The organism is Fervidobacterium pennivorans, from assembly GCF_001644665.1.
GTDB lineage: Bacteria > Thermotogota > Thermotogae > Thermotogales > Fervidobacteriaceae > Fervidobacterium > Fervidobacterium ngatamarikiense.
On record NZ_CP011393.1, the window covers coordinates 949564 to 975296 of the forward strand.

At 38.8% G+C, this 25733-nt stretch carries 21 protein-coding genes; 9 read left to right on the forward strand and 12 right to left on the reverse strand.

Going from position 1 to position 25733, the window contains the following annotated elements; genetic code table 11:
* The first annotated feature begins 80 nt into the window (after window positions 1-80).
* Window positions 81-953, forward strand: coding sequence for a DMT family transporter (locus tag JM64_RS04435; protein WP_082868291.1), 873 nt, complete (start codon window positions 81-83; stop codon window positions 951-953).
* Window positions 954-955: 2 nt separating this feature from the next.
* Here the strand turns inward: JM64_RS04435 and polA are convergent, their stop codons facing one another.
* The 8 genes from polA to JM64_RS04475 form a co-directional block, all read right to left on the reverse strand.
* Window positions 956-3649 carry a DNA polymerase I gene (gene polA, locus JM64_RS04440; protein WP_064011656.1) on the reverse strand — a complete coding sequence of 898 codons (2694 nt, stop codon included), beginning with the start codon at window positions 3647-3649 and terminating at the stop codon, window positions 956-958.
* On the reverse strand, window positions 3627-4010 hold the full coding sequence (locus JM64_RS04445) for a carboxymuconolactone decarboxylase family protein (protein ID WP_014451033.1): 384 nt from the start codon (window positions 4008-4010) through the stop codon (window positions 3627-3629). The genes polA and JM64_RS04445 overlap by 23 nt, the downstream gene beginning before the upstream one ends.
* A gap of 44 nt (window positions 4011-4054) precedes the next feature.
* Window positions 4055-4930 (reverse strand): DegV family protein, encoded by an 876-nt coding sequence (locus JM64_RS04450; RefSeq protein ID WP_014451032.1) that lies wholly within the window; start codon window positions 4928-4930, stop codon window positions 4055-4057.
* Window positions 4931-4960: 30 nt separating this feature from the next.
* A complete protein-coding gene (gene radA / locus JM64_RS04455) occupies window positions 4961-6364 on the reverse strand; it encodes a DNA repair protein RadA (protein ID WP_064011657.1) in 1404 nt (467 codons plus the stop codon).
* Between the two features lie 83 nt (window positions 6365-6447).
* Window positions 6448-8934 carry an ATP-dependent Clp protease ATP-binding subunit gene (locus tag JM64_RS04460; RefSeq protein WP_064011658.1) on the reverse strand — a complete coding sequence of 829 codons (2487 nt, stop codon included), beginning with the start codon at window positions 8932-8934 and terminating at the stop codon, window positions 6448-6450.
* A 148-nt stretch (window positions 8935-9082) separates the two neighbouring features.
* The gene (locus tag JM64_RS04465) at window positions 9083-11431 is read right to left on the reverse strand and encodes a DUF4350 domain-containing protein (protein ID WP_082868292.1); all 2349 of its coding nucleotides are present in this window, start codon (window positions 11429-11431) and stop codon (window positions 9083-9085) included.
* Window positions 11432-11538: 107 nt separating this feature from the next.
* Window positions 11539-12750, reverse strand: a complete 1212-nt coding sequence (gene lysA / locus JM64_RS04470) for a diaminopimelate decarboxylase (RefSeq protein WP_082868293.1) — start codon at window positions 12748-12750, stop codon at window positions 11539-11541.
* The gene (locus JM64_RS04475; protein WP_014451027.1) at window positions 12747-13424 is read right to left on the reverse strand and encodes a class II glutamine amidotransferase; all 678 of its coding nucleotides are present in this window, start codon (window positions 13422-13424) and stop codon (window positions 12747-12749) included. The genes lysA and JM64_RS04475 overlap by 4 nt, the downstream gene beginning before the upstream one ends.
* A 188-nt stretch (window positions 13425-13612) precedes the next feature.
* Between JM64_RS04475 and JM64_RS04480 the strand changes: the two genes are divergently transcribed.
* The 4 genes from JM64_RS04480 (at window position 13613) to JM64_RS04495 (ending at window position 17789) form a co-directional block, all read left to right on the forward strand.
* Window positions 13613-15187, forward strand: coding sequence for a GGDEF domain-containing protein (locus JM64_RS04480; protein ID WP_155804077.1), 1575 nt, complete (start codon window positions 13613-13615; stop codon window positions 15185-15187).
* Between the two features lie 83 nt (window positions 15188-15270).
* The gene (locus JM64_RS04485; protein WP_014451025.1) at window positions 15271-17085 is read left to right on the forward strand and encodes a heme NO-binding domain-containing protein; all 1815 of its coding nucleotides are present in this window, start codon (window positions 15271-15273) and stop codon (window positions 17083-17085) included.
* A gap of 80 nt (window positions 17086-17165) precedes the next feature.
* Window positions 17166-17378 (forward strand): 50S ribosomal protein L31, encoded by a 213-nt coding sequence (rpmE, locus tag JM64_RS04490; RefSeq protein WP_014451024.1) that lies wholly within the window; start codon window positions 17166-17168, stop codon window positions 17376-17378.
* A gap of 48 nt (window positions 17379-17426) precedes the next feature.
* Complete coding sequence (locus JM64_RS04495; protein ID WP_014451023.1) at window positions 17427-17789, forward strand: S1 RNA-binding domain-containing protein; 363 nt, start codon at window positions 17427-17429, stop codon at window positions 17787-17789.
* Window positions 17790-17889: 100 nt separating this feature from the next.
* On the opposite strand, the gene JM64_RS04500 is transcribed toward JM64_RS04495, so the two are convergent.
* From JM64_RS04500 to JM64_RS04510, 3 genes are read right to left on the reverse strand one after another with little or no spacing between them, the layout of a single operon-like run.
* Window positions 17890-19092: an MFS transporter gene (locus JM64_RS04500; protein ID WP_064011659.1), complete on the reverse strand. Its 1203-nt coding sequence runs from the start codon at window positions 19090-19092 to the stop codon at window positions 17890-17892.
* A gap of 30 nt (window positions 19093-19122) precedes the next feature.
* On the reverse strand, window positions 19123-19689 hold the full coding sequence (locus JM64_RS04505) for a TetR/AcrR family transcriptional regulator (RefSeq protein WP_082868295.1): 567 nt from the start codon (window positions 19687-19689) through the stop codon (window positions 19123-19125).
* Between the two features lie 58 nt (window positions 19690-19747).
* Window positions 19748-21196, reverse strand: coding sequence for a radical SAM protein (locus tag JM64_RS04510; RefSeq protein ID WP_064011661.1), 1449 nt, complete (start codon window positions 21194-21196; stop codon window positions 19748-19750).
* A gap of 175 nt (window positions 21197-21371) precedes the next feature.
* Here JM64_RS04510 and JM64_RS04515 point away from each other — a divergent pair, with 175 nt between their 5' ends.
* The 4 genes from JM64_RS04515 to JM64_RS04530 all read left to right on the forward strand — a co-directional run bounded on the left by JM64_RS04515 (window position 21372) and on the right by JM64_RS04530 (window position 24775).
* Window positions 21372-21665, forward strand: a complete 294-nt coding sequence (locus JM64_RS04515) for a type II toxin-antitoxin system Phd/YefM family antitoxin (protein WP_064011662.1) — start codon at window positions 21372-21374, stop codon at window positions 21663-21665.
* Window positions 21666-21670: 5 nt separating this feature from the next.
* The gene (locus JM64_RS04520) at window positions 21671-22780 is read left to right on the forward strand and encodes an ABC transporter ATP-binding protein (protein ID WP_064011663.1); all 1110 of its coding nucleotides are present in this window, start codon (window positions 21671-21673) and stop codon (window positions 22778-22780) included.
* 106 nt (window positions 22781-22886) lie between these two features.
* Window positions 22887-23564 carry a 16S rRNA (uracil(1498)-N(3))-methyltransferase gene (locus JM64_RS04525; protein ID WP_064011664.1) on the forward strand — a complete coding sequence of 226 codons (678 nt, stop codon included), beginning with the start codon at window positions 22887-22889 and terminating at the stop codon, window positions 23562-23564.
* A gap of 344 nt (window positions 23565-23908) precedes the next feature.
* Complete coding sequence (locus JM64_RS04530; protein WP_231882473.1) at window positions 23909-24775, forward strand: ROK family transcriptional regulator; 867 nt, start codon at window positions 23909-23911, stop codon at window positions 24773-24775.
* On the opposite strand, the gene JM64_RS09995 is transcribed toward JM64_RS04530, so the two are convergent.
* A complete protein-coding gene (locus tag JM64_RS09995; RefSeq protein WP_064011665.1) occupies window positions 24765-25715 on the reverse strand; it encodes a DDE-type integrase/transposase/recombinase in 951 nt (316 codons plus the stop codon). The two genes, JM64_RS04530 and JM64_RS09995, sit on opposite strands and share 11 nt — an antisense overlap.
* Between the last annotated feature and the right edge of the window lie 18 nt (window positions 25716-25733).

Genomic DNA, 25733 nt, shown 5'->3' on the forward strand with positions numbered 1-25733 from the left:
TATATGCTAAAATGATTATAGCACAACTAAAATAATTATAGCACAACTAAAAATAAGCAGAAACAAGGGGGAACAAATAGGTGACGAGCGTTGCTATTTTTCAAATTCCGCAAATGGCAGGTTTGCTGTGGATGAGTGTTCGTATTATTCTACTTGGTTACGAACGCATAGCTGGGAATAAGATATCTAAGGGTTCCCCTACTTTCGTGGCTGCGTGGGGGTTTTTTTTCTTCTCTTTCCTTTCATTCTTCCCATTCTTCAATACAGTTACTTGTGAAATACTTATGAAGTCACTTTTGAGTGGTTCTATCTATTCAATCTCATTTTCACTTTACACATATGCCTTAGGACACGAAGATGCCTCTGTCATCGCACCGTTGTATAACTTAAACGCTATATTTTTAGTAATATTGGCTTCTATATTTTTAGGTGAAACGTTTAGTATAAAAAGGCTGATAGGTGCTGTTTTGATGATTTACGGTGTGAGTTTTTTAAAAAAAGGGGAGAATGTAGTCGTTTCCTATGCAAATATCATCAAAAGTAAAGGAGCAGTGGCGATGATTGTATCATCGCTACTCATGGCAATTGGTAGAATCATCGATAGGAAGTTTACAATAAGTCTTTCGCCTCTTGGATACTCGGTGGGAATATACCTTGTGATAAGTACCTATATTTTGGTTTACGGGATTGCATCTGGAAGTAGAATTTCAGACTACACAAATTTAATCAAACAAAAGTGGCTTTATCTTATTTTAGGTGGTATTTGCAACGCTTATTCATACGTTGCTCTCTTGAAGGCTTTCAATTATTTCGGTGTTAGCGTAGCAGAACCACTTTCTATGTTATCTGTTTTTGTGACGATGTTTTTTGCTAAGATTTTTCTCAGAGAACGGATTGGTGTTAGGTTACTGGCAGCTGTCTTGTTGTTTGTGGGAAGTATTTTGATATACTAACATCACAACATGTACTTTTCCACGTAAATATCAACCAGCAAGGGAACTCTCAGTTTTACGGCATTCTCCATCTCAGATTTGACGATTTCTTTCATTAACTCAAGTTCATCATCAGGTACTTCAAATACCAATTCATCGTGTATTTGAAGTATCATCATGCTCTTTAAATTCTCTTTCTTCATTCTTTCGTGTATTTTTATCATAGCTATCTTCATTATATCTGCTGCGGTACCTTGTATTGGTGTATTTATAGCAATCCTTTCGCCCTCAGCTCTGATGTTTGGATCCTTTGCATTTATTTGTGGTACTTCTCTTCGTCTGCCAAACATCGTTTTAACATACCCGTTTTTCCTCGCAAATTCTTTTATCGTTGCTATGTAGCTCTGAACACCCTTGTAGGTGTTAAAGTAAGCATCTATTATTCTTCTTGTTTCTTTTACGTCTAAGCCTATCCTTCTTGACAAACCGTAAGGTGACACACCGTAAACTATTGCAAAATTGACCATCTTCCCGATTCTTCTCATACTTTCGTTGACAAATTCGTCGCTCACACCGAATATTCGTTTTGCTGTCTCTAAATGAATATCTCTGTTTTCACTGAAGGCTCTAATAAGTTCCTCATCTTCGCTCATATGCGCCAAAACTCTCAGTTCAATCTGTGAGTAGTCCGCTCCAAGAATCCACCAATTTTCCTTTTGTGGTTTTACAGCCGTTCTAATTTCTTTTCCTTCGTCCGTTCTCCCTGGCAGATTCTGTAAATTGGGGTCTGAACTGCTCAACCTGCCAGTTGCAGTTCCAGTCTGATTGAAAGAGGCGTGGACTCGACCGGTGTGTTTATTCACCATCGTTGGTATAGCATCTACGTACGTACTTTTCAGTTTCTGTATCTTTCGATATTCCAGTAGCAGACGAGCAATCTCAAAGTCGGGCGCCAAGTTTTCTAAAACCTCCACATCTGTTGAATAAGCGCCAGTATTTGTTGATTTCATTGCAGGAAGTTTCAATTTTTCAAACAATATGTAGCCAACCTGCTTTGGTGAGTTCAGATTAAATGGCTCTCCTGCTATTTCAAATATCCTTTGTGAAAGTGAAGATAGCTTTTTCTCCATTTCCAAGGACAACGAAGAAAGATATTTCGTGTCAAAGAACACACCATTGAGTTCCATCTGTGCCAAAACAGAGACAAGGGGTAATTCGATTTTTTCATAGAGTTCAACCATTTCGTTTGAGTATATAAGAGGATAGAGCTTGTTATGAATGCGCAAGGATATATCTGCATCTTCACAAGAATACCTCGCTGCACGTTCAACAGGCACATATGAGAAATCGCCAGCAAAAAGCGGCAGTGCACCCTGCATGACCTCGTCATAACTCATCATCTTGTACCCAAGGAACTTCAAAGCCATCTCATCGAGGTTGAACCTCTTTTCGTTCGGGTTCAGCACATAAGCCTCTATCATAGTGTCGAAAGCGGGATATTCAGGTTCTATGCCCGCTCTTTTCAAAAATTTGATATCAAATTTTAGATTATGACCTCCGAATCTCCTTGCGCCGACAACTTCTTTTAAGAACTCTTTGACTTTATCGAGTGGAAGGTTTGGTCCATCCAAATGTGCCACTGGTATGTAATAGGCCCTGCCCTCGTCAATAGCTATGGAAATGCCTACTATCTTACCTGTGAATGGGTCAAGGGAACTGGTTTCTAAATCAAGTGCTACCTTCTTTGCTTTGAGTATTTCTTCAAGCAATCCTTTGAGTTCATTTTCTTTTGAGATGACATTGTACTCAACCGCTTTTTCAAGTGAAGCGCTCAATTGTAATTCTTTTATTATACTCGCAAATTCAAACTTTTTTAAAACCTCCAACAACTTTGCCGAGTCATAACCTTGGTATTTCAGTTCCTTCAAATTGATTGGCAACTCAATCTCATAATTCAGTTCTACGAGTTTTCTGCTCAGTTCATAGTCCTCATAGTAACCCAAAAGTTTTTCTCTAATCTTATCCGGTAATTTGTCCTGGTTTTTTAGCGCATTTTCCACGCTTCCAAAGTCTTGTAGTATCTTCACCGCTGTCTTTTCACCTATGCCAGGCACTCCTGGGATGTTATCTGAAGCATCACCAACTAAAGCAAGGTAATCAACTATCTGATGCGGGTAGACTCCGTATCGTTCGTAAACATCTCTTACAGTGTATTTTCTGATATCGGTTACACCTTTTTCTATACGCCATACTGAAATATTTTCGTTCACAAGTTGGAGCAAGTCTTTATCGCTTGTTACAACGTTTATTTCCGAGATTTCCAACAAACCTTTTTCTTTTTCAAATCTTTTAGCCAGTGTGGCTATCACGTCGTCAGCTTCGTAACCTGGCATACGAACAAGTTTGATTCCAAAACCTTCTATTAGCTCGCCCACAAGATTAATCTGTCTAAGCAACGGTTCGGGAGTTTCAGGGCGATGCGCTTTGTATTTTTCGTAAAGTTCTCTTCTATATGTACTACCACCTTTTACATCCACAACAAAAACACAGTAGTCTTCACCTACTGTTATGTGTTCTTTTATAAACTTTAGCAACATTCGAGCCAAACCATAAAGTGCTCCGGTTGGAATACCGGTTGTGGTCGATAAGGATTGGTCTATGGCATAAAAAGCTCTGTAAAGTAGACCTGTTCCGTCAAATAGAAATGCTCTCGCCATTTGCTTGGAGCCTCCGGATTTCCAATAGTGTATTTACTGCTCTCCTCAAATGTGGAATAACAATTGAACCACCTACGATGAGTGCTATATCAAATGTCTCAAAAAACTCTTCGTCCGTTACCCCAAGTTCAGCACATCGTATCATGTGGTATGTTATACAATCATCGCACCTAAGAACCATCGAAGCGACAAGTCCCATGAGTTCCTTATACTTAGGCTCAATAGCACCCTCACGGTAAACTGCACCATCAAGATTCCAGAAACGTTTTGTATTTATCGTCCCGCGGTCTAAAATTTCTTTGTTCATGCGTTCTCTGAATTTTTTAAACTCTTCAAGTGTGTTGAATGTAGTCTCCGACATTCCATTCCCCCCTAAAGGTTAATACAAGCCAATACAAGAATATTTTAATATCTCTCTATACCAAATCCAGTCTGACCGGGTCCCACATGCATAGAGATAACCTTACCGGTAGGTGTGTAGTATACATTCTTGACTTTGTAAATTTTTCTTAGCTCCTCTTCTATCTCTTTGAGCTCCTCCATGTTGTCACAACTTACCATGTATAAATCCACGGTACTACCGGCAGGGAACCCCTCTTCCTGAGCTTTTTTGATTAACTCTTCGTGTATTGCTTTTGTTGCTCTTGCTTTTGTGAATGGAACCATGTTGCCTTCGTCATCTATGTAAATACCTACTTTAATCTTCAAAAGCGAGCCCACAAATCCCGTGAATTTACTGACCCTTCCACCTTTAACAAGGAAGTTGAAGTCTTGGACATAGAAGAACGCACCAAAACCCTTGGCTTTTATTTTCTTTTCGAGCTCTTGAGCTACCTCTTCAAGTCCCAAACCAAGGTCGAATAATTCACGTGCATACCTAACCATCGGAGATATTGCCGTAGATGCCCTTTTGGAATCAACAACCCTCACTGGGATGTCTACCTCTTTGGAAGCCAGAACCGCAGAGTTAAACGTACCAGACATAGCCGAAGATATCGTTATAACCAAAACCCCATCGTAACCGTTTTTCTTCGCTTCTTCGTATTTTGCCTTCCAGTCTTCAACAGTTGGTTGTGAGCTTTTTGGTAATTCTGGCGCAGTTTTGAGCTTTTCATAGAACTTTTTTAACTCATTGAAATCCCTTGTATCATCCTTTTCCGTCGTTCCATCGGGCCAGATAACGTAAAGTGGGACAATATCAACATCCCATGGTTTAATGAGTTCCTTTGGAAAGTCAGACGTGCTGTCAATCAGTATCTTAACTTTTAGCTTTTCAGACATCTTCTTCACTCCCTCTTATGATTTTGTATTTCAAATTTTATCCGTCTTTTCTGACATCACAAGCTCAAAAAGGTCTCTTACATCTTTCACATGCTCTACTTTCAAGTCCGACTTTGAATTTATGGAGTTGTAATCAACATTAGCTGGGACGATTATTCTTTCTATCTGTAGTTTTTTCGCGTTTTCAATACGCTTTGTAACATTCACTGTCGGTCGAATGCTACCGTCTAAACCCACTTCTCCTACCATGAGCGCGTTTCCTATGTAAGAGTCGAGAAAAGACGACAATATCGCACCTGCGATTGCTAATTCACAACCGGGGTCAGTTATATTCAATCCTCCAGAAACATTTATATATATATCGTGAAAATCCAGAGGCAAGTTCAGGTGCTTTGCTAAGACAGCAGATATTATTATGACCTTTCTGACATCTATACCATGCGAGATTCTCCTTCCGGAAGCCATCTTTACTCTGGACACAAGTGCCTGAATCTGAACATTCAAAGGTCTACTTCCCTCAAAGACACTGGTAAAAACGTTTCCTGGAGTGTTTGAATAGTTCAACAATATATCCTCAGGTAAGCTTTTTAATCCTTCTTGAGTCATTTGGAAGACGGAGATTTCACCACTGGGACCGTATCTATTCTTTTGAACTCTTAGGATCCTGTAATCAGTTGTTCTTTCACCTTCGAAATATATCACAGTATCAACAACGTGTTCAACGAGCTTTGGTCCTGCTATAACTCCTTCTTTAGTAACATGTGCAATAAGCAAGGAAGGAATGTTGTACTTCTTTGAAAAAATTCTAACTTTTTCGACAACAGCTTTTATCTGGACAACGCCACCGACAGGGGAATCTATATCAACGCTGCTGAGTGTCTGTATCGAGTCAATAACAATTAGTCTTGCTTTTTGTGGGTCTATGTTGCTGAGGATATCTTCTATTTGTGTTTCGGAAGAAATTAAAATTCTTGGATTTTTAATTCCTAATCTCTTGGCGCGACTTGCTACTTGCTGAACGCTCTCTTCACCCGATATATAATAAACAACATGGTCTTCCCTTTCGTTACTTTTAGCCGTAGCATCGCATATTTGAAGTGCCAAAGTACTCTTACCAACGCCTGGTTCCCCACCGAGCAATACGACTTGTCCTCGGACTAATCCGCCATTCAACAGCTGGTCAACTGCTGGAATGTTTGTTTTGATTCTCTCTTCTTCAGATCTTTCAAGGGCTGTATGCAAATCAAAAAAGCGAGGATGAGATTCCATCATCCCCGCATCTTGAGACCTAATGTTTTTTGCTTCCGTTGAAGCATCCTTTAGTTGAAATTCCTTTGCGCTGTTCCATTCACCGCAAACTGGGCAACGTCCAAACCATTTCGGTGACTCGTAACCGCACTTATCACATACGTAGATAGTTTTTGTTTTTGGCATCTTTTAAAGTCACCTTCTAACATTTAGCGTGTTGAATGGTTGTGAAGTTTTAGATTGTCAAAAATCATAAAGAGTTATCTTTTCTACGATTCGGACTTGACAGTCGTTGCAACTTGATTTTGTTTGTTTTTTATGAAAGCAAGTTTATCACCATCACGAACGACATATACTTCGTCGTTATCCTCAACTTCACCTCTCAGCAACTCCTCAGAGAGTGGGTCCTCTATGTACTTTTGAATAGCTCTCTTCAATGGTCTTGCACCATAAACCGCATCGTAACCAACGCTAACCAAGAAATCTTTTGCTTCTGGCGAAAGCACTAAGGTGATGTGTCTTTCGCTTAACCTTGCTCTGATGTCTTTGAGCAGTATTTCGATAATCTGTTCGATGTGTTCTTTTGTAAGTTTATGGAATACGATAATCTCATCGACCCTGTTTATAAACTCGGGTTTGAATACCTTTTTCACTTCTTCGAGCACTTTATCTTTCATTTCTTTGAACTCTCTTTCATGGGTTTCTTCACCAACAAATCCAAGGTTCTTTTTGGAAGTAACTATTTCGGTTCCTCCGATGTTACTCGTCATGATTATAATCGTATTTCTGAAATCAACAACGTGACCTTGTGAATCTGTCAAACGTCCATCATCCATTATCTGGAGTAATATATTGAACACATCAGGATGAGCCTTTTCTATCTCGTCAAAAAGTATTACCGAGAACGGTCTTCTCCTTACCTTCTCTGTTAGTGTTCCTCCTTCTTCATACCCAACGTATCCTGGAGGTGCACCTATCAACCTGGAGACTGAGAATTTTTCCATATACTCACTCATGTCGAACCGTACCAAAGCTTTTTCATCGCCGAACAGATATTCTGCAAGTGCTTTAGCAAGCTCAGTCTTACCAACACCAGTCGGTCCGAGGAACAGGAAAACGCCAACAGGTCTTCTTGGGTCTTTTAAACCGCTTCTTGCCCTACGAATAGCGCGTGCAATTGCACTGATTGCTTCTTCCTGGCCAACAACCCTTTCGTGCAATGCATTCTCAAGATTGAGAAGCTTCTCCCTCTCAGTCTCTTCAAGTTTTTTGAGAGGAATTCCAGTCCAACCTGCCACAACTTCTTCTATCTCAGGAACATCAACTGTAACGATTGTAGATTCAACTTGTTTACGCCAGTTGCTGTAGGCTTCGTTGAATTGCTCCTTGAGCTGCTGTTCTTTCTCTTTCAGCTCCGCTGCCTTTTCGTAATCCTGAGCGGCTACCGCTTCTTCTTTCTCGTTCTTAACAGACTCTATCTGGAGTTTTAAAAGTTGAAGGTGGCTTGGCATAACGAATAATTTCAGCCTGCTTCTGGCTCCTGCCTCGTCAATAACATCAATAGCTTTATCCGGTAAAAAGTGGTCTGTGATATATCTTTGGGACAAATATACTGCTGCCTCGAGTGCTTTATCTGTGTATTTTACTTTATGATGGCTTTCGTATTTTGATTTCAAACCTTTCAATATCTCCAACGCCATTTGTGGACTTGGTTCTTGAACGTATATTTTCTGAAACCTTCTTTCAAGAGCTGCATCCTTTTCTATGTATTTTCTGTATTCGTCGGGTGTCGTTGCCCCAATACAGTGGAGTTCTCCACGTGCCAAGGCTGGTTTAAGAATATTCGCCGCATCAACAGCACCCTCGGCAGAGCCTGCCCCTACTATCATATGGAGCTCATCTATGAAAAGAATTATATCTTTGTTCCCTTTAACGACTTGAAGTAACTTCTTCATCCTCTTTTCAAATTCACCGCGGTATTTCGTACCGGCAACGAGTGCAGCCACGTCGAGAGAGAATATAGTCTTGCCCTTCAACGGTTCCGGCACCTCACCGGACACTATCCTTTGCGCCAATCCTTCAACTATTGCACTTTTACCTACACCCGGCTCTCCAATAAGCACAGGATTGTTCTTCTTTCTCCTAACGAGAATTTGCATAAGCCTTTCGATTTCATTCTCTCGTCCAATCACTGGATCAAGTTCCCCGCGTTGTGCTTGTGCTGTCAAATCAACACCAAAACCTTCGAGTTGGCGAACAGCTGGAGAAGTTGTTGGTTCTTCGTAAGACGGAGGAAACGCTTGACCTTCTTCAAAGAAATCCTCATCTGAGACATTTTCTGTTATCTCCTTGCGTAACGCTTGAATATTCACGTTGAGTTTTTTCAAAATATGAATCGCAATCCCTTCACCTTCACGTAGTATACCCAAAAGCAAATGTTCTGGGTCAATTTTGTCGCTCCCCATCATACGTGCTTCTTCAAAGGCTATTTCAGTAACCTTCCTCGCTCGTGGGGTCATTTGCGGAGACATTATGAATCCCCGCATACCCAAACCAACTATCGAAATGACCTCGTTTTTGACACGTGCATACGTCAAGCCATACCTCTCTAAAATGTTTGAAAGAGGTTTATCATTCAACTTCAGTATTGCAAGCAACAAATGCTCAGTTCCCACGTATGAGTGACCGAGGTCTTTCGCTTCCTCTTGAGCCATAACAAAAACCTTCGCAGACCTTTCAGAAAACCTATCGAACATGTAAATCACCTCCGTACATCCGAAAATATTATAACACATAAAAAGAAAAAAATAAAGCGGGTGCACCCCGCTATTTTAATTCGATAAATAATGTTTTTATAGACTAAATCTAAAGAACTACAATGTTCAACATTGTTTAACCTTGGACTTATTTTACATCGAAGAGCACATTTTGAATGAACTCTTTATTGAGCTCGTAATCAAAGTCTGAAAAGACAGCTTTTCCAAGTACAACGACTTTTCCCAATCCACTCTTGAACGTCGCTGCTAGTATTATTTTATCAACAGGTTGGGCGTCGTTTTTGCCATCTGAATCCACAGATTTCGCCGTCTCTGAGGAAATCAAAACTTGTGCGTTACCGTATAACAACAATGAGCAAGGTGAGTAAAATCTTACGTTACCTGCAATTACTTTGTAGTTAGCCCCGTAGTTGTTAATTTCATCAACCACCTGGTCATCGTTAAATCTAACAGGTGAATTGAGGGCATCGAGAATCGCGTTTAAATCTTCCGTATTCCCGCCATTATTGTAATCACTTTTTGATGTGATTATCAAAATTCCACCATTCTTAACGAAGCTGACAATATTCCTAACTTCATCATCTAAGTATCCTTTGCCGTTCATGATGATTAAATACATTCCGTCGATATTTTGAAGCTTATCTATATATGCTACTTCAAAACCTTTCACCTTAAGGAAAGCTTCGAGCTTTGTGAGCTTATCTTTATAATAATCATTCGAATGTCCTTGGTCTATGTAAACAACCTTTCTGTGTTGTTTGGTTTCTGTAGAATTTGTTAAAGATACACCAAGGATGTTTGCAAGTTCTTCTACGCTGGTAACTACGCTAGCGTTCTGGAGCAACTCTGAATACTTTCCAAAATACTCTTCATCGCTACCTTTTAACAAAATAAGTTTACCCTTAAACTCTCTTAACCAATCAACTTCATCTGGCATAAGGTCTTTGAAGAAATCCAATCCACCTTGTTTCGGCGTTGGAATTAGGACAATATCAACATCGTTGTAATCTTTCAAAACAGTGTCAGCAAAAATTACCGTATTACCCTGTTCTTCAAACTTTCTCAACAAAGATAGTAATTCATCACCTACATCGTTCTCATGGAGTTTGTCTACAAGGACTGTTAATCCTCTCTTTTCAGAAACTTTGATAACAACTGACTGGACATTTTTATCATCAATTAAAAAGTCTACACGGGTATCCCCTGCTTCGAGTTTCCCAAGTTGGATGTTTTTGTCGTACTCGATACCATAGGGTTTCAAAGAAATCTTTTCGCTATATACCGACTTACCGTTAAGAAGAACTGTTAACGTTCTTTGTTCATAACTTTCAGCAACATTGTAAATGTCAAAGGTAATCTCAACATTTTGACCCACGCTTGGCTTTTCAGGACCGACGCGAACGTAATTGACCCTGAAAGGGCTATCAGTTTCAAACCAAACAGGTGCTGAAACTATTTCGTTTCCGTCCTTTTGAATAATGTAAACAAAGAACCATTCGTAACCATCGACTATATCAAATGTTGCGCTGTACTGGAACTCATCTTTTCCAGAAAGCTCGGGAAGTTCGTAGATTTTACTTTGCGAAAAGATGTATACTTTACTGACAGGGTCTCCTTTGTCTGAATAATAGATGTAAAAATTTGCTTTTTCACGGTAAGGTAAAATGCTTCCCATGATGTTATTGTCCGCATAAAAATAAAGCTTTGCATTTTTGTCTTCCGATGCAAATGTTCTCCTGTTCCATAGTGCCTCCATAATATCTTCATAAATCAACGACTTTGCCAGGATACCGGTGCGTGCATCGTTTGCACTTGCCCAATTCTCTTTGTGGTTGTCCTGATTAGCTGTCGGTGAAAGGTGCCAACCTCTGTTCAAAGCAAGTATGAAATTGTTAAACATTTCCTCCGAAATGACGTCTGCACTGCTCCAGTTACCGTTTCCAATTTCTATCAGATTCACATATTTGTCAGCCTCTGGCCAAAACCAGAAATCTTGGAAATTGCCAAAGGTAACTCCAGGATGGTTAAACTGCGCAAGTTTTTTTACCTTTGTAATCCATTCATAAAAATCTTTCAGGTCTCCTCTTTCGTCTCTGCTGATGAATTCAAGTGTTTCGTAAACATTTATATGCCCAGAACCTGCTGTCCATTCAAACCCCTGTAATCCTACAAATTTTCCTGGAATCGTTGCGTTGCGTGCCGCTTGTTGAGTTAGATAAGTTTTTGATTGCCCATTGACAGGAATTTTTAGAAAGTAGCAATGGTCAGTAACTGCCAGCACGTTAGCGTACTTTGAAGCATGAGCATAAGCTTGTTCAGGAGTTCCTCTTCCATCAGAATATGAAGTATGAGAATGTAAATTTCCGTGATAGATTTGGTACTCAAAATTTGGTAGTGCGAAGACCGTTGCCACCAACAACAACAATACCATAGCGATAGATACTTTCATACTTACAGTCGTGTTCAAACCTTTCATGATAGTCATCCCCCTTTGTGCTTTGCAAATGACATTTCATGTGAGCTGATTATTATACCACAAATACCACAAATTGTCCAAATTCACACCCTAAATAATCGGATTTTTTAGACTATAGTCCTGAAGAGGTCATCATATGTCTCACGTCTTCTGATTAATTTTGGCTCCTTGTTTTCAGCGATTAAAACCTCCGCGGGTTTGAGTGTAGAGTTGTAATTACTTGCCATTGCGTATCCGTAAGCTCCTGCGTTTTCGATTAAAATATAACTACCTTCTTTCGGAATTTCCAACATGCGTTGTGTTGCCAAAACATCCCCAGACTCACAAAGCGGTCCCACAACATCTACTTCCACTTTCTCATCGCACTCAGAGCTGAAGACTCTAACACCATGAAATGCTCCATACATTGCTGGTCGAATGAGAACGTTCATTCCGCCATCTACAACTACAAAAGTCTTTGCATCTGTTTTTTTTACGTACTCAACCTTCAAAATTAGCACCCCAGCGGGTCCAATTATGTATCTCCCAATTTCTAAGACGACTTCTTCAAAATCTTTAAGCAGAGGTATAATCTCCTCACGGTACTTTGATAAATTGAGTTCTTTGTCTTTATAGTTGATTCCCCAGCCCCCACCTATATTAATCTTCCTAAAACCATAGCTTTTGCTGAGTTCAACAGTCTGACCCAAGGCTTCGTAAAACGGGTCAACATCTGTTATTTGTGAACCAATGTGAATATGGAACCCCACCAACTCGAGGTTGCTTGTCTTTACTATTTTCAAAGCTCTTTCTACCATTTCTATTGGAATCCCAAATTTGTTCTTCTTCAGACCTGTGGATATGTACGGATGCGTCTTTGAATCAACGTCTGGATTTATTCTTAAGAATAATTCGGGGATATTATCAAATTTAGAGGCGACATCTTTCCATCTTTCCAATTCTTCTATTGAATCTACATTGATATATCTAACCTTTGATAACAGCGACATCTCTTTCAAAGATTTTCCATTACCATTCCATACAATTCTCTCGTCTGGAATTTCTGCTAGTTTTGAAGCGTAGTATTCTCCCAACGTAACAATATCAGTCCCAAAGCCTTCTTCTTTTAGAATACGAAGAAGGTTTGGGTTGTTGTTTGCTTTGCATGCAAAGGTCGGAAAAATATTGATACCATTAAAAATCCCCAACACGCTCCTTGCACGTTCTCTTATTATTCTTTCGAAATAAACGTAAAGCGGTGTACCATACGAGCTTGACAACTCTTGAACCAATTCTTCCGATAATAAATCATTTATCGTTGTACAATTGAACACGTTCAAAACACCTTCCCTTCTTCAATTATTTCTCCGTTTCTTACCTTAAAGATTTGTCCGTTTTCCATAGGTGTAAGCGAGTCCTCGACATCTTCTTGTGAATATACAAAAAATGATGTTTTGTCAGCTTTGTAATACAATGTAAAGTATTCGCTATCTCCAGTGTATATGCAACCAACGTATAATGACTTATCTAACTCATCTAATAACAAAAAATTAATTCCACTAAAATCATGATTTTCGACGTACTTTTTCACATTATTAAGTAGACCTTCAAAGTCTTTGAAATCATGAATACTGAGGAAAAAATCATATGTATCGCTCTGAAAAAGATTAGCTTTGTTGGCATTTCTTATCGTACCATTGTGTGCAAGGTATCTACCTTCTATATAGAACGGATGGAGCTGCTGCAAGCCAACGGGAATACCTGGGGAAGCCTTACGTGCATGAATTATCCCAACCTCTCCCCGGAGTTTTTCGCAAAGCTTTCTAAAATCAGCGTCCTCATATATCGCCTTAGTTGATTTGTGCTCAAATTTTTCAAATTGACTTTGAATTATTAGACCATACCCATCATCATGCGGGGCTCCCCTGCCACGCTCCGCCATTACAGATACTTTATCAAATACTTCAACAATGCAAATATCATTCGACGATGAAAACGCAGCCATTCTACACATCGTAAACCCTCCCACGGAGAATGGTCTTTTGTTTAAGATATTATACCATTAAAAATCATTTCGAACTAAATCGCGTCCCTTCTAGTCTAATACATCTAAGCGATAGCGAAGCTATTGCTTTTTGTTTTGAGAATATAGGTCTGTGTGATAAAATAATAACGTCATGAACATTGTACATGTAAGGGGATGTGGTAAGATTGAAGGAATACATCAGTTATTACTTTAAACCATTCTTTCTTGCAACATCGTTGTTTTTCTTATTACTTTTAAGCTTTCAATATTCATTAATTGTCGATGGTACAGAGATATATGGATGGAAAGTGCTCAAGGATGAAAATAATATCTTCACAGAGAGCACACTGCCAAAAAGGTTCTACAAGACTTTAAGGAAGCCTTCCACAGTGGTTGTAAGAGCTTTGGTAAATCATAAAGCACAAGAAGAGAGGACAACAAGATATTTATATATACCACAGATAGATACGTCATATTTTGTTGTAAAAGTAGATGGCAAAGTAATAGGTAGTTTTGGATTCTCGGAAGATAGAACCGGACATGTGTGGTATCAGCCTTTTTTATTCCAGATTCCAGAAGATTTCAAAACCATCGAATTTGAGATATCAGGAGTCTATGAAATAGGAATCGACTTTCCAGTCAAAATCGTAAACGGTTCTCAACGCACCAAATATGCTATACTCCATTTTTTGACAGTCATTATCGTTCCACTTTCAGCGGGATTGATTCTTACGCTATCTATAATACTGTACCTTCTTTCTAAGACAACGAGCGATATCAAACGGAAAATTTACTTGTCACTATCAATAGCAAGCTTCCTTGGACACTTGTGGATGTTCGATTTATTGCCATTTCCAACACTTGGAACCTTACACTCGTTTCTAATACTAAGGAAGATATTTACTGCAAGTGCCTATTTAGGTTTTGCTTTCCTGATAAAGGGGATAGTTAACCAATATTTCGATAAGGTTAGATTTGCCGATAAATTAATGATGATTCTCAATCTCTTGGCTGCTCTTTCTATTTCGTTAGCACCTTCAAATTACCATTTGAAGATACTTACAAACAATATCGCATTCCTTCTTTTTGTAAACGCATTTTATCTTATATCCGTTGCAGTAAAGACCTATTCTCCTACAATCTTTGGGTTTGTGCTCTTCTTCGTACTCACAATAATTCACGATGGTGCAGTGCTTTTCTTTTCAACGAACATGAAATTGCTTTCCCATTTTGGTATAATAGCACTCTTCTTCGGCTTTTCTTACATAATTGTCACTGAATATAGGGATATGACTGTAAGGATTACTACAACATATTTGAAAAGCATCATGGACCCTCTTACTGGTGCATACAACAGGGGTATTTTGAGCGAACTAAGACTCTCACCTAAAGATACCATTGTTTATGTAGACATGGACAAATTCAAAATGATTAACGACAATTACGGACATGAAATTGGAGATGAAATTTTGAAACTGCTAGTAAGAACTATCAAGAACAACGTTAGGACCAGTGACTGTATTGTAAGAATGGGAGGAGATGAATTCTTAGTTGTGTTAAAAGATTGTCCAGTAAGCAAGGCGAAGCAAATATTTTCCAAAGTACAAAACGAATTCACCAACTCTCATGAACTTAGACCTGTTTTTTCTTTCGGTGCTTCACAATATAATGGTAGTTTAAGTGACACAATTAGAGCTGTGGACAAACTCATGTATGAAATGAAGGCTCAAAAATCTGGTCACAAAATATAATAATATATAACTATCCGTGGTATAATAATGAACGTGGTATAAAAAAGAAAATAAAATCACAAAAGGGAAAGGAGGAAAGGGATATGAAAAGCTTCGTGATGAATATTTGGATAAACACTTGGAAAAAATTGTACGGTGAGAGTGTTGTCAATTCGCTAATCGAAGAGTTCAAAGTTGACACTTCGAAACTCATCATCCCAACACTGGACGTTCCTGATGATTTGGTCTTTCAGTTCTCTAAGAAATTAGCGCAAAGAGTTGGAAAAACATACGAAGAACTTTGGGAAGAGACCGGAAAAAACAATGTCAGGTCATTTTCGCAATTTTACCCAGGATACTTCAAAAAGGACAACTGCATGTCGTTTCTAAGTGCAATGGATGGGGTTCATAGGGTTCTTACAAGAAGGATTTCCGGTGCAAAACCACCAAGGATAATTTTCAATTATATAGACCCATATACGGCAATTATTAGATATCAATCCCACAGAGATTTCAGATATTACTTTTTGGGACTGCTCAAAGGTGCATCTGAGTTTTTCAATGACCCGATTGAAATAGAAATACTTGACCAGGGTTCTTCATCTTCGGGAAGCTTCGTCGAAGTAAAGGTCCGCTCAACGAAACCGTACGGTAAGACTATAAGCTTGAAAAGCTACCGAGCTTTGAGTTTGTGGACTTTAAAAGACTTCATTACAACCTATACAATAATATTCCCTGTATTTACATTCGTCGCCACTTTCCTTTTGACCAAATTCTTCGGACCACTTATTGGAGCAACTTTAACTTCGATACTTGCACTCATTGGCGTTATGTTTGGATTGAAAGATTTCAGAAAAGGTCTTGATGGACTAAAAGAGATTAGCAAAGTTTACAAACAAAAAGATTTTAATACTCTGGTACAAATAAAAGGTGAAAGAAACTTCGAAGAAGTCTCTAAAATTAATTCAGAGGCCATCAATGAGCTTAGAGAATTCTTAGTAGGCATCCAGGGAGACACAGAAGAACTTATGAACTTCTCCAAGAAAACCTTAGAATCTTCGGAAACGGTACTTGAACAAATCGATACCATGAAGGAACTATCAAAACAAGTTGCTGATACTGCCGTTCAAATTAGTAACGATGCTGAAAGAATTTCGGAAACCGTGGCGTCAAACGTTGATACAATTACACGAACGATAAACGAGCAAAATCAAATTATTCACGATTTAAACTTAGCTGTTGAGAAAATAATTAACGCTGCAAAGAGTGTAGAACACTCAGCAAATGGTATGAAGACTATGAGCAGTGATTTTGAAACTATAGCAAGTGAAAGCGAGCAACTAAGAAATCAAGCAAGCGCAATTATGGAAATCGCAAGCACTGTTATGAGTATCGCCGAACAGACAAACTTACTAGCTCTGAACGCCGCGATAGAAGCAGCAAGAAGTGGAGAAGCAGGAAGAGGCTTTGCTGTAGTCGCAGACGAAATAAGGAAACTTGCTGAGGAAAGTAAAGCTTCCGCTGTGAAAATCTCTCAATTTTTGTCCTCGGTTTCCAATGGAATTGATAGACTCAGTCAGAGTATAATCAAAGGATACGAAGAATTGAAAGCACAATCGCAAATACTTGCCCAAAGTGCTACTGAAAGCAAGGAGTCCAGTAACATCATCTCACAAATTACGCAACAACTCAATTCTTTGGTATCAACTCTAAACTCAGAAACTGAGAAACTCGAAAGCATAACAACAAGTATCCAAAATCTACTTGCTATTTCGGAAGAAAGTTCAGCTACTGCCGAAGAAATCAGTGCATCGATTCAGCGGTTCCTAGATGAAATAAACAATGTCTTTGCAAATGTGAAACAGACCATCAATCTTTTAAACATGATACAAGATAATTTCAAAGACATAAAAATATAAGACTTGCAAAATTTAAAAGAAAGTGGTAATATATAACGTGAATTTATACAGTCAAAAATCACTTGGGAGAGGTGAGTGAGTTGAGAAAGGGTATCCACCCAGAGATGAGGCTATTAACAGTTAAGTGTGCATGTGGTGCGGAGCACAAGATTTGGACAACAAAAGAACAACTCAAAGTTGACGTATGTTCAAATTGCCATCCACTATACAAAGGAAGTGGAGGTGTTGGATTAATAGTCGACACTGAAGGTCGTGTTCAGAAATTCAAGAAAAAGTACGAAGGCAAGTATTGATAGTTTGATATTTTTCTCCAATCTAATCTTTCAGGAGGGTTACATTTTATGGAAGTTGGCCAAGTTGTAAAAGGCAAAGTAACAGAGGTACTCAAATTCGGAGCAAACGTTGAACTAGAAAACGGAGAAAAGGGGTTCATCCATATTTCAAAGATTTCTAACCAGTATGTACAGAAAGTCGAAGATTTTCTCAAAGTTGGTCAGGAGATTGAAGCAAAGATAATAGGAAAGGGTAAGGACGGCAAGTGGGAACTATCACTCAAAGAAGAAACAACAAAGATGAGTGACGCTGAACTGAAGAAAGAAGAGTTTGAAAAGAAACTCCAAAAGTTCTTAAAAGACAGCCAAAAGACTTACTCGGAATACAAAAAGAGACTTGACAAAAAACAGGGCGTAACGAAGAGAAGATAAAGCAAGAAGGTTCATAGATAACAACTAATAAAAGGGGTGCAATGTGCACCCCTTTGTTTATGACTAACTTTTGCGTTCGTATGTCTAAAATCTGAAGGTTCTATACTGTGGTCTGTTTTTTAATCATAATCGACAAATATAATAGCAAAACAGCTGCGAGCAACTGTGTAAAGAGGGCAAGATATATAAGATAAAACCTGTTGATGGCGTATAAAATCCCAAGCACAGCACTTCCTATAAACCAGGCTACGCCAAAAATAGCGTTGAAGAACCCGTATGCCGTTCCTCTAATTTCCGAACTCACAAGCTTAGCTACTGTAGCTTTCATTATTGATTCATTTGCTCCCATGCCAATACCCCAAAGCACGGAACCTAAAAATACCGCTTCTTTTGACATTCCAAACGAGAAAAACGCGTAAAATGAGGTAATAAACGATGCAAAAGCCATGATTACTATTCCAAATTTATCAAAAAGTCTACCAAATATTAAACTTGCGAAAGCATCTACAATCATGGCAATCATGTACGCTACAGGAATTAGCACGGGAGATAATATTTTGTTGCTCTGAACATGGTAGCCAATTAGCGCAAAATCGGCGAAACCAAAAGCGATGAGAGAAATTGAGATAAGGTATAAATAAAAAGCTTTGTCAAACTTGACATTCCTTGCCTTGGACTGGTTTTTTTCCATTTTATCCGGTTCAGGTACCAGAATCCTTGCCACCGTAATAATTCCTATAGTTATCAAAGCTGGAAATAACAGAAAACCAAAGGCTTTACGATAAGCATCTACAGTTTCAAGTTTTATGTTTTGTGCTATTGTTACACTCATAACGAAAGGACCAATGGTCGCACCGATTTGGTCCAGGAATTCTTCTATAGCGAAGGTTGTTCCATAACCAAGTTGGCTTCCTGCAAAAGATGTAATCGTATCTTTTGCAGGCTTTCTCAAAGCCTTTCCTACTCGCTCTAAAATAATTAAAATGGCAGCTGTATACCAATGCTTTGTCAAAGCCAATGTTGGAATTACAAACAGGTTCATTGAATAACCTAGTATTGCAAAAAACCAGTACTTACGTGTCTTATCGACCAGTCTTCCAGTTAAAAACCTTAGAGTATACCCTAAGAGTTCGCCAAATCCTGCAATACTGCTCACAACAACGGCAGTTGCTCCGAGCAAACCAAGATAAGGACCTACCAAACTCCTTGCGCCTTCGTAAGTAATATCGCTAAATAAACTTACCAATCCCATCAAAATTACAAAGTAAAGGGCTTTCCTTTTTTGAGGAAGTTCGTTATCCATGTTTAAATTCACCTCACCCATTACTGGAACTTAGTGCTCTACCTTTTCTTTGAGAATAACTTTCAGCAGAAATTCTTCAACACTTTTAATAAGGCTTTTACGAGGAATAGAATCAACCGTTGAGATAATCTCAGTCGCAGTGGAAGGTTCGATATCGTTCAAAACATTTTCCTGCTTACCTCTTTCAAAAATCTTTTCTAATCTATTAAGCAAACTAACATACTTACCTTTTGCTCTTGATAAACTTTCCCCGTTTTCCAGAACGTTCATTCGCTCGCGCGCAATTAATCTACTCAACTCTGATTTATTCAGTGTAAATTCAACGTATTTCTTTATTAGTTTCTTTATTGCTCCGGCTATACTCTTTTCATTTTCAACTTCTGGGAACAGTTCTTTCTCAAGTTCCTCGATAACTCCTATCCAAACTTCTTCGAACAAAACTTCCTTGCTCTCAAAGTAATAATAAATAAGGGACTTGCGCACGCCAGAGGCCTGCGCAATGTCCTCCATACTAACACCATCGTATCCTTTTTCAGCAAACAATTTCCTTGCAGCTTCTAAGATTTTCTTTCTAGTTTCCTGCGAACGACTACTCAATTTAAGCGCCCCCGAGTTGGTCATATTAAAGTGATATAAGTTTTAAATTTCACAGACTTTATAAAGCCATCTTCTTATCAACTTTCAGCGCTTCTTCTTTGTTGGCGTATCTCTTCATCCTCGTTTCGTAGTTGTAAATACCCCTGTTAACTGGGTATCTTTCCACGTATCCGTATTCGTACCAGAGCTTATCAGCATACTTTTTCCATTCTTCTGCGAGTTTATCAAGCTCCGGAGCAAGCTCTGTAATTGTCTTTTCAGAACCTTCGTGCTGTGGAATTGCGTTGAAATTCTTAACCATCGCTCTGAAAACCTTTGGATTATCGATAATTGGACATGGTCTGAAAAGATTGTTGGAGAATGGAATTGCCCTCTTATAAGCTTCAAAGAACGGTGACTTAAATATCTCAAGCAATGTCTTTTCCCTAATGCTGTCCACTGCAAACTGTTGGAACACGCATGGTTCAACGTATCCTTTTGCATTCACGTGGAAATACTTTGCACCTGCTGAGAGACAACCGTGTGTTAAGAATCCGTGGTTCCAGAAGTCTGCAACAAATGCGAACCTTCCGCTCAGCCTCATTTGTTCAGTCTTAAAGAACCTTTCATACCTTTGCTGCGGGGTTGGAACAAGGTCCATAACAGGGTCTTGACCAACAGGCATGAATTGATAAATCCACACATATTCCACACCGTTTTCTTCAAGAAAGTCCCAGAATTCATCTTTCATAATGATATCGTGGTTCATTCGTGTGGCCGTAACACTTGCTCCAAATGGAACTCCGTATCTTCTCAATCTATCCCATGTATTAAGAATTGCTCTGAAAACTCCGTGCCCTCTTCTCCAATCCGTTTCATTTTCGAACCCTTCCACGGATATAGATATTGTCGCGTTTCCAAGTTCTGCAAGTTTTTTAGCTTTCTCTTCTGTTATCAAAATTCCATTGGAGTAAATCATGAAGTAGTGCTCGCTAAATTCCTCCAATATCTCCATGAGATGTGGCCAGTAGAAAGGTTCTCCACCGGTAATAACCCAGAAGTAAATTCCGAGTTCTTCTCCTTGTTTTAAAACACTTCGAACTTCATCTTTTGTAAGCTCATACTTTCTTCCGTACAATCCAGCGTAACATCCTACACAGTTAAGGTTACATGCATAGGTTGGGCTTATAACTCCGAGTTTTGGAAGAACGACTTTGTGTTCGTGCATCAGTTTTTGTCTGAGAGGTTCACCAATTGCAAATTCATTAATAATAAGGTTGTTTATGATTTTTTCAACAGCCTTAGGAGAAGATTTCTGGAAAATCTCAACCCATTTTCTAATCATCGGGTGTTCCTCTTGAGCCATCAATCCAAGTTTCTTCAAACCGCTCTTTGCTGGCTCTTTACTAAGTGCCGACGCTGTGAATAAAAGCTTGGCAAACGTTTGAGTATCCGCCTTTCTTACAACGCTGGCTACTAACTTACCGGCCTGATGATAAAACATACCTTTCAAACCACCAACTGCCATAACCTAACCCCTCCTTCTCAATATGAAAAGCAATATTTTATTGACCGTTCAGTCAAATTTTACACCTTGTCCTTAGGAATTAATATTTCTATGTAGTTACAACTTAGTAACTTTTTGCAACTGGTAGCATATTTTGGAAAAATTTGACTATAATTATAGTCAAGGAGGTCAATGTATGAGAGTAAAGCAAGATTTTTACTCGCTGGCAGAAGCGAAAGCAAAGTTTTCAAAAGTGGTTGATGATGCTCTTTCAAAGGATATAATAATCACCAGAAATGGGAAACCGGCGGTTGTAATCATATCGTATGAAAAATACACAAAGATAATGGACTTTGTTGACAAAGTTTGGGAGCTGTACTTGCTTGATCTCGGTGACCCTTCGTTGTTTAAAGAGTTGAAATTGGAAGAAATCTTCGAATTTGAAGAAATAGAAGATTCTGAAGAACAACAAAAAGAAGAGGAGGTATAACACGTATGGCACAGGTTGACCTTGAACATGTGTGGAAGATTTATGAAGGAAAGGTGGAAGCAGTTAAAGACGCGACATTCACCGTGGAAGACAAAGAATTTGTTGTACTTCTTGGACCATCGGGTTGTGGAAAGACAACAACTCTAAGAATGATAGCTGGCCTTGAGGAAATTACAAAAGGTACTATCAAAATCGATGGAAGAGTTGTTAACGATGTTGAACCAAAAGACAGAGACATAGCTTTTGTGTTCCAAAACTACGCGCTCTATCCTCATATGACAGTCTACGAAAACATGGCATTTGGTTTGAAACTTAGAAAAGTGCCAAAAGATGAGATTGAAAGACGTGTTAGAGAAGCAGCAAGAATTCTTGAAATTGAACATCTCCTTGATAGGAAACCAAGACAACTTTCAGGTGGTCAAAGGCAAAGGGTTGCCGTTGGTAGGGCAATAGTTAGAAACCCTAAGGTCTTCTTGTTTGACGAACCTCTATCAAACCTCGACGCAAAGTTGCGTGTTCAAATGAGGGCAGAATTGAAAAAACTTCACATGCGACTCGAAGCAACTATAGTTTACGTTACTCACGACCAAGTTGAGGCTATGACAATGGCGGATAAAATCGTCATAATGAAAGACGGAGTAATCCAACAGATAGGTTCACCGTACGAAGTCTACAACAGACCTGCGAATATATTTGTTGCTGGCTTCATTGGTAGCCCATCAATGAACTTTATACCTGGAAAAATCATCCGCGGCGAAGGTGGTCTTTGGGTCAAGACAAGCGGATTGAAACTTAAAGTTCCAACAGAATACGAAGACAAGCTTTCAAAATATATCGACAAAGATATCATTTTCGGTATCAGACCAGAAAACATTTATGATAAAATGTTCGCAATCGCTCCAAAACCGGAAAACACCGCCGAAGTTACGGTAGATGTTGTTGAACCACTTGGAAGCGAAACACTCTTGCACGTAATTGCTGGCGAAGACAGACTTGTTGCAAGAGTTAATGCCAAAACGCAAGCAAAAGAAGGTCAAAAGATAGATTTGGTTTTCGACATGAGCACGATGCATGTGTTTGACAAAGAAACGGAAAAGGAAATATTGCACTGGTAAAAATGTAAAACACAGGATGTGTACCACTAGAAACATATTAAATTGTAATGGCCGCCCGTTCCACGGGCGGCGCATTCTAAAAAAGTTCTAAATGGGGGGAATTGCTTTGCCAAATTTGTATTTCTGCATTCCAAAAGATGATGCTGTTTATTTCGATGAGCATGAGGTAACTCACATGAAAGTGATGAGACTGAAAGAAGGAGAAATCATAGAAGCCACCGATGGAAATGGAGGAAAATATAAAGTTGTGGTTAAAAGGATAGATAAATATTCAGCGGTTGGAAGTGTGATAAGCTATGAGTTCGTTGAAGGTCCTGAAGGAAGGCTCGTGCTTTTTGCACCGTCTGGTCGTTGGGAACGACTGAGGTGGACAATTGAGAAGGCAGTCGAATTAGGTGTTGATGAAATTTATGTTTTTAACAACGAGCATGCTTCAAGACACTACGAAGATAAACAAGAAAAGCTCGAGCTTGTTGTTAGAGAAGCTGCTAAGCAATGTGTTAGATACAATTTTCCTGTTATCAAACCCATAGAGTTTTTGGATATTTTTTCTTTGGCTCCTGAGAGTACCTATATACTTGATTTTAAAGGCAGAAAGATTCCAAAGAGAATATCAAAAAATGTTGGTATCATAGCCGGTCCAGAAGGTGGATTTAGCCAAAAAGAGCTTTCGTTGCTGAAGAAACGTTTCAGAAGCATCTGCCTCGGAAAAAAGATTTTGAGATTCGAAACTGCTATAATACTCGCAACAGGTGTTTTCAGTATGAAGTTGGGTAAGATATGACTTGTAATAAGCTTGTCTTAACTTCAGAACTAACTTCTGCTGTTTTTCACTTTTTTTGATTTACCCGCCATAAGTCATCTAAAACATGCCGTGTAAATTGTTTCAACTCCCTCCTCTAAAACACCATGAATTCACCGAATATCTTCGAAATGTTAAAAATAATTTTCGTAAAGGTATTTTGTAAAGACTTGGCTCACCTTTGCCTGTTTTAATCCATTTTAGATTCTTGCTCATTCCATGTATAATCTTATGTGATTATTTCTGAGAAAGAAAAAATTAACAAAGACCAATAAACTCAGAGGTATGCGACCTTCACATAAGCATACAATTTTGGGGGAAAAGATATGACGAAAAAACTTAATCCAGTTTCTATGAAGAAAGAGAATAAAAGAATCATACTCCGATACCTCATGGAAAAGGGAAAAGCGAGTCGTGCAGAGCTTTCTAAAGAAACAGGGCTTGCACAAAGTGCTGTTTGGAGATTGATAGGCGAATTAGAAGATAATGGATTACTAGAAGTTGTGGGTATATCTGCGAACATTGGAAGGAGTTCAGTTATATACGGTCCAACCAAGTCCTTTGTAACGTCTATTATATACAACGTGGAAATTGCCGAAACACTTGTTGCTGTTGGATATCTCGATGGTTCATGGGAAGTCGTAGACAGTTTTGATACTCAAAGAGATTTCGAAAAATTTAAAAATACAGTAATCAACTCTTTTGAAAAAATCACGAAAGAATATCCAACACGAAATCACATATCAAAGGTTGTATTTTCACTTCCTGGAATTGTGAACTATGAGAAGAAAACACTTATGTGTGCACCTAATCTAAACTGGAGAGATATAGACTTTGGAAAAGAGTTTGAGGAGCTTGGAATGGAAATATTCATCGAAAACGATGCAAATCTCTCAATGCTCGCTGAACGCTTCTTTTCACCGGATGTGAAAAATTCAAAAGTAGCGTTTTTCCTTTACTTTGGTGAAGGAATTGGTGGAGCAATTTTAGTAAATGGTAACATCGTTCGTGGTCGAAATTCCGCCGCAGGTGAGATTGGACATGTCTCATTCTGTCAAGAAGAACTTGAAAGATATCTTTCGCCTATGAGGTTGTTAGGGACTTTCGAATACGCAATAGACAACAGTTATGCGAAAAACAGCACTCTTCAGCAAAAGTTTAATTACCTGAAATCAGATAGTGTTAACTTGTAGTGATGAAAGAGTGTAATTGTGAAAGAATGCGATTGATATTGCCATTGTGCGTTTTCCAAAGATTCTTCACTACACAAAATCCTTGAATATATTTCGCTAAGTTCTTCGTATTCTTCAGCCCTCGCTTGAGTCGGAAAAAGTCTTTCAACAATGAAAACTTAGATTCACATTGATTGTTTTTACCGAGCGGTACCACTACGTGATTGATATTTCTGAACAACAGCTTTACTGCACTTTCATATGCACCAAGTCCATCAGTAATAGGTTCAATGTTTCTAGGTTTTGAATTACCAAAGAACTTCTCGAGCAATACTTTGACTTGTCCCATATCACGATACTTTGAGACATGCCAACAAAGAATTAAGTTAGTTTCGTGATCAACTAATAGCCAAACATAGTACTTTTGTTCTTTGAACACAAGAACAGTTTCATCAGCATGAACTGAGAAAACATTTTCGATGGTAAATGTTGGAAAAAGTACAGAGAATAAAGTACACAATTTAATAACCCATTTGTATATGGTGACATGAGATACTTTGATATTAAGAGAATGAGCAAGAGAGCGATAAGACATATTGTGTTTCATATACAAAACGAAAGCTTTTAAGATGAAGTAGATAGGAAAACGGAAATATTTAAATTTCTCAGGAATAAGGGTGACTGGTTCGGGGAGGTTAAAAGGTACTCTATCTTTGGTACGACAAGTTCTACAACGGAAGACGACGAAAGAGCGACGGACTTTGTAAATTTCCATAGATTTACCACAAGAAGGGCATTTGGGATAAGGGAAAGAGAAGTTTTTGCGTTTGTGAGAATGGGAGAGTTTGAAAGAATGATGGCAGAGTTTGCAAAGGAATTGTTGGTTACCGTATTTGTCATGACCGTTTTTGTATAAGCTGGTGGAACCGCATTTTGGACAAGAGAGCGTTGAGTTGTTCATATCGGGATACCTCCTTTG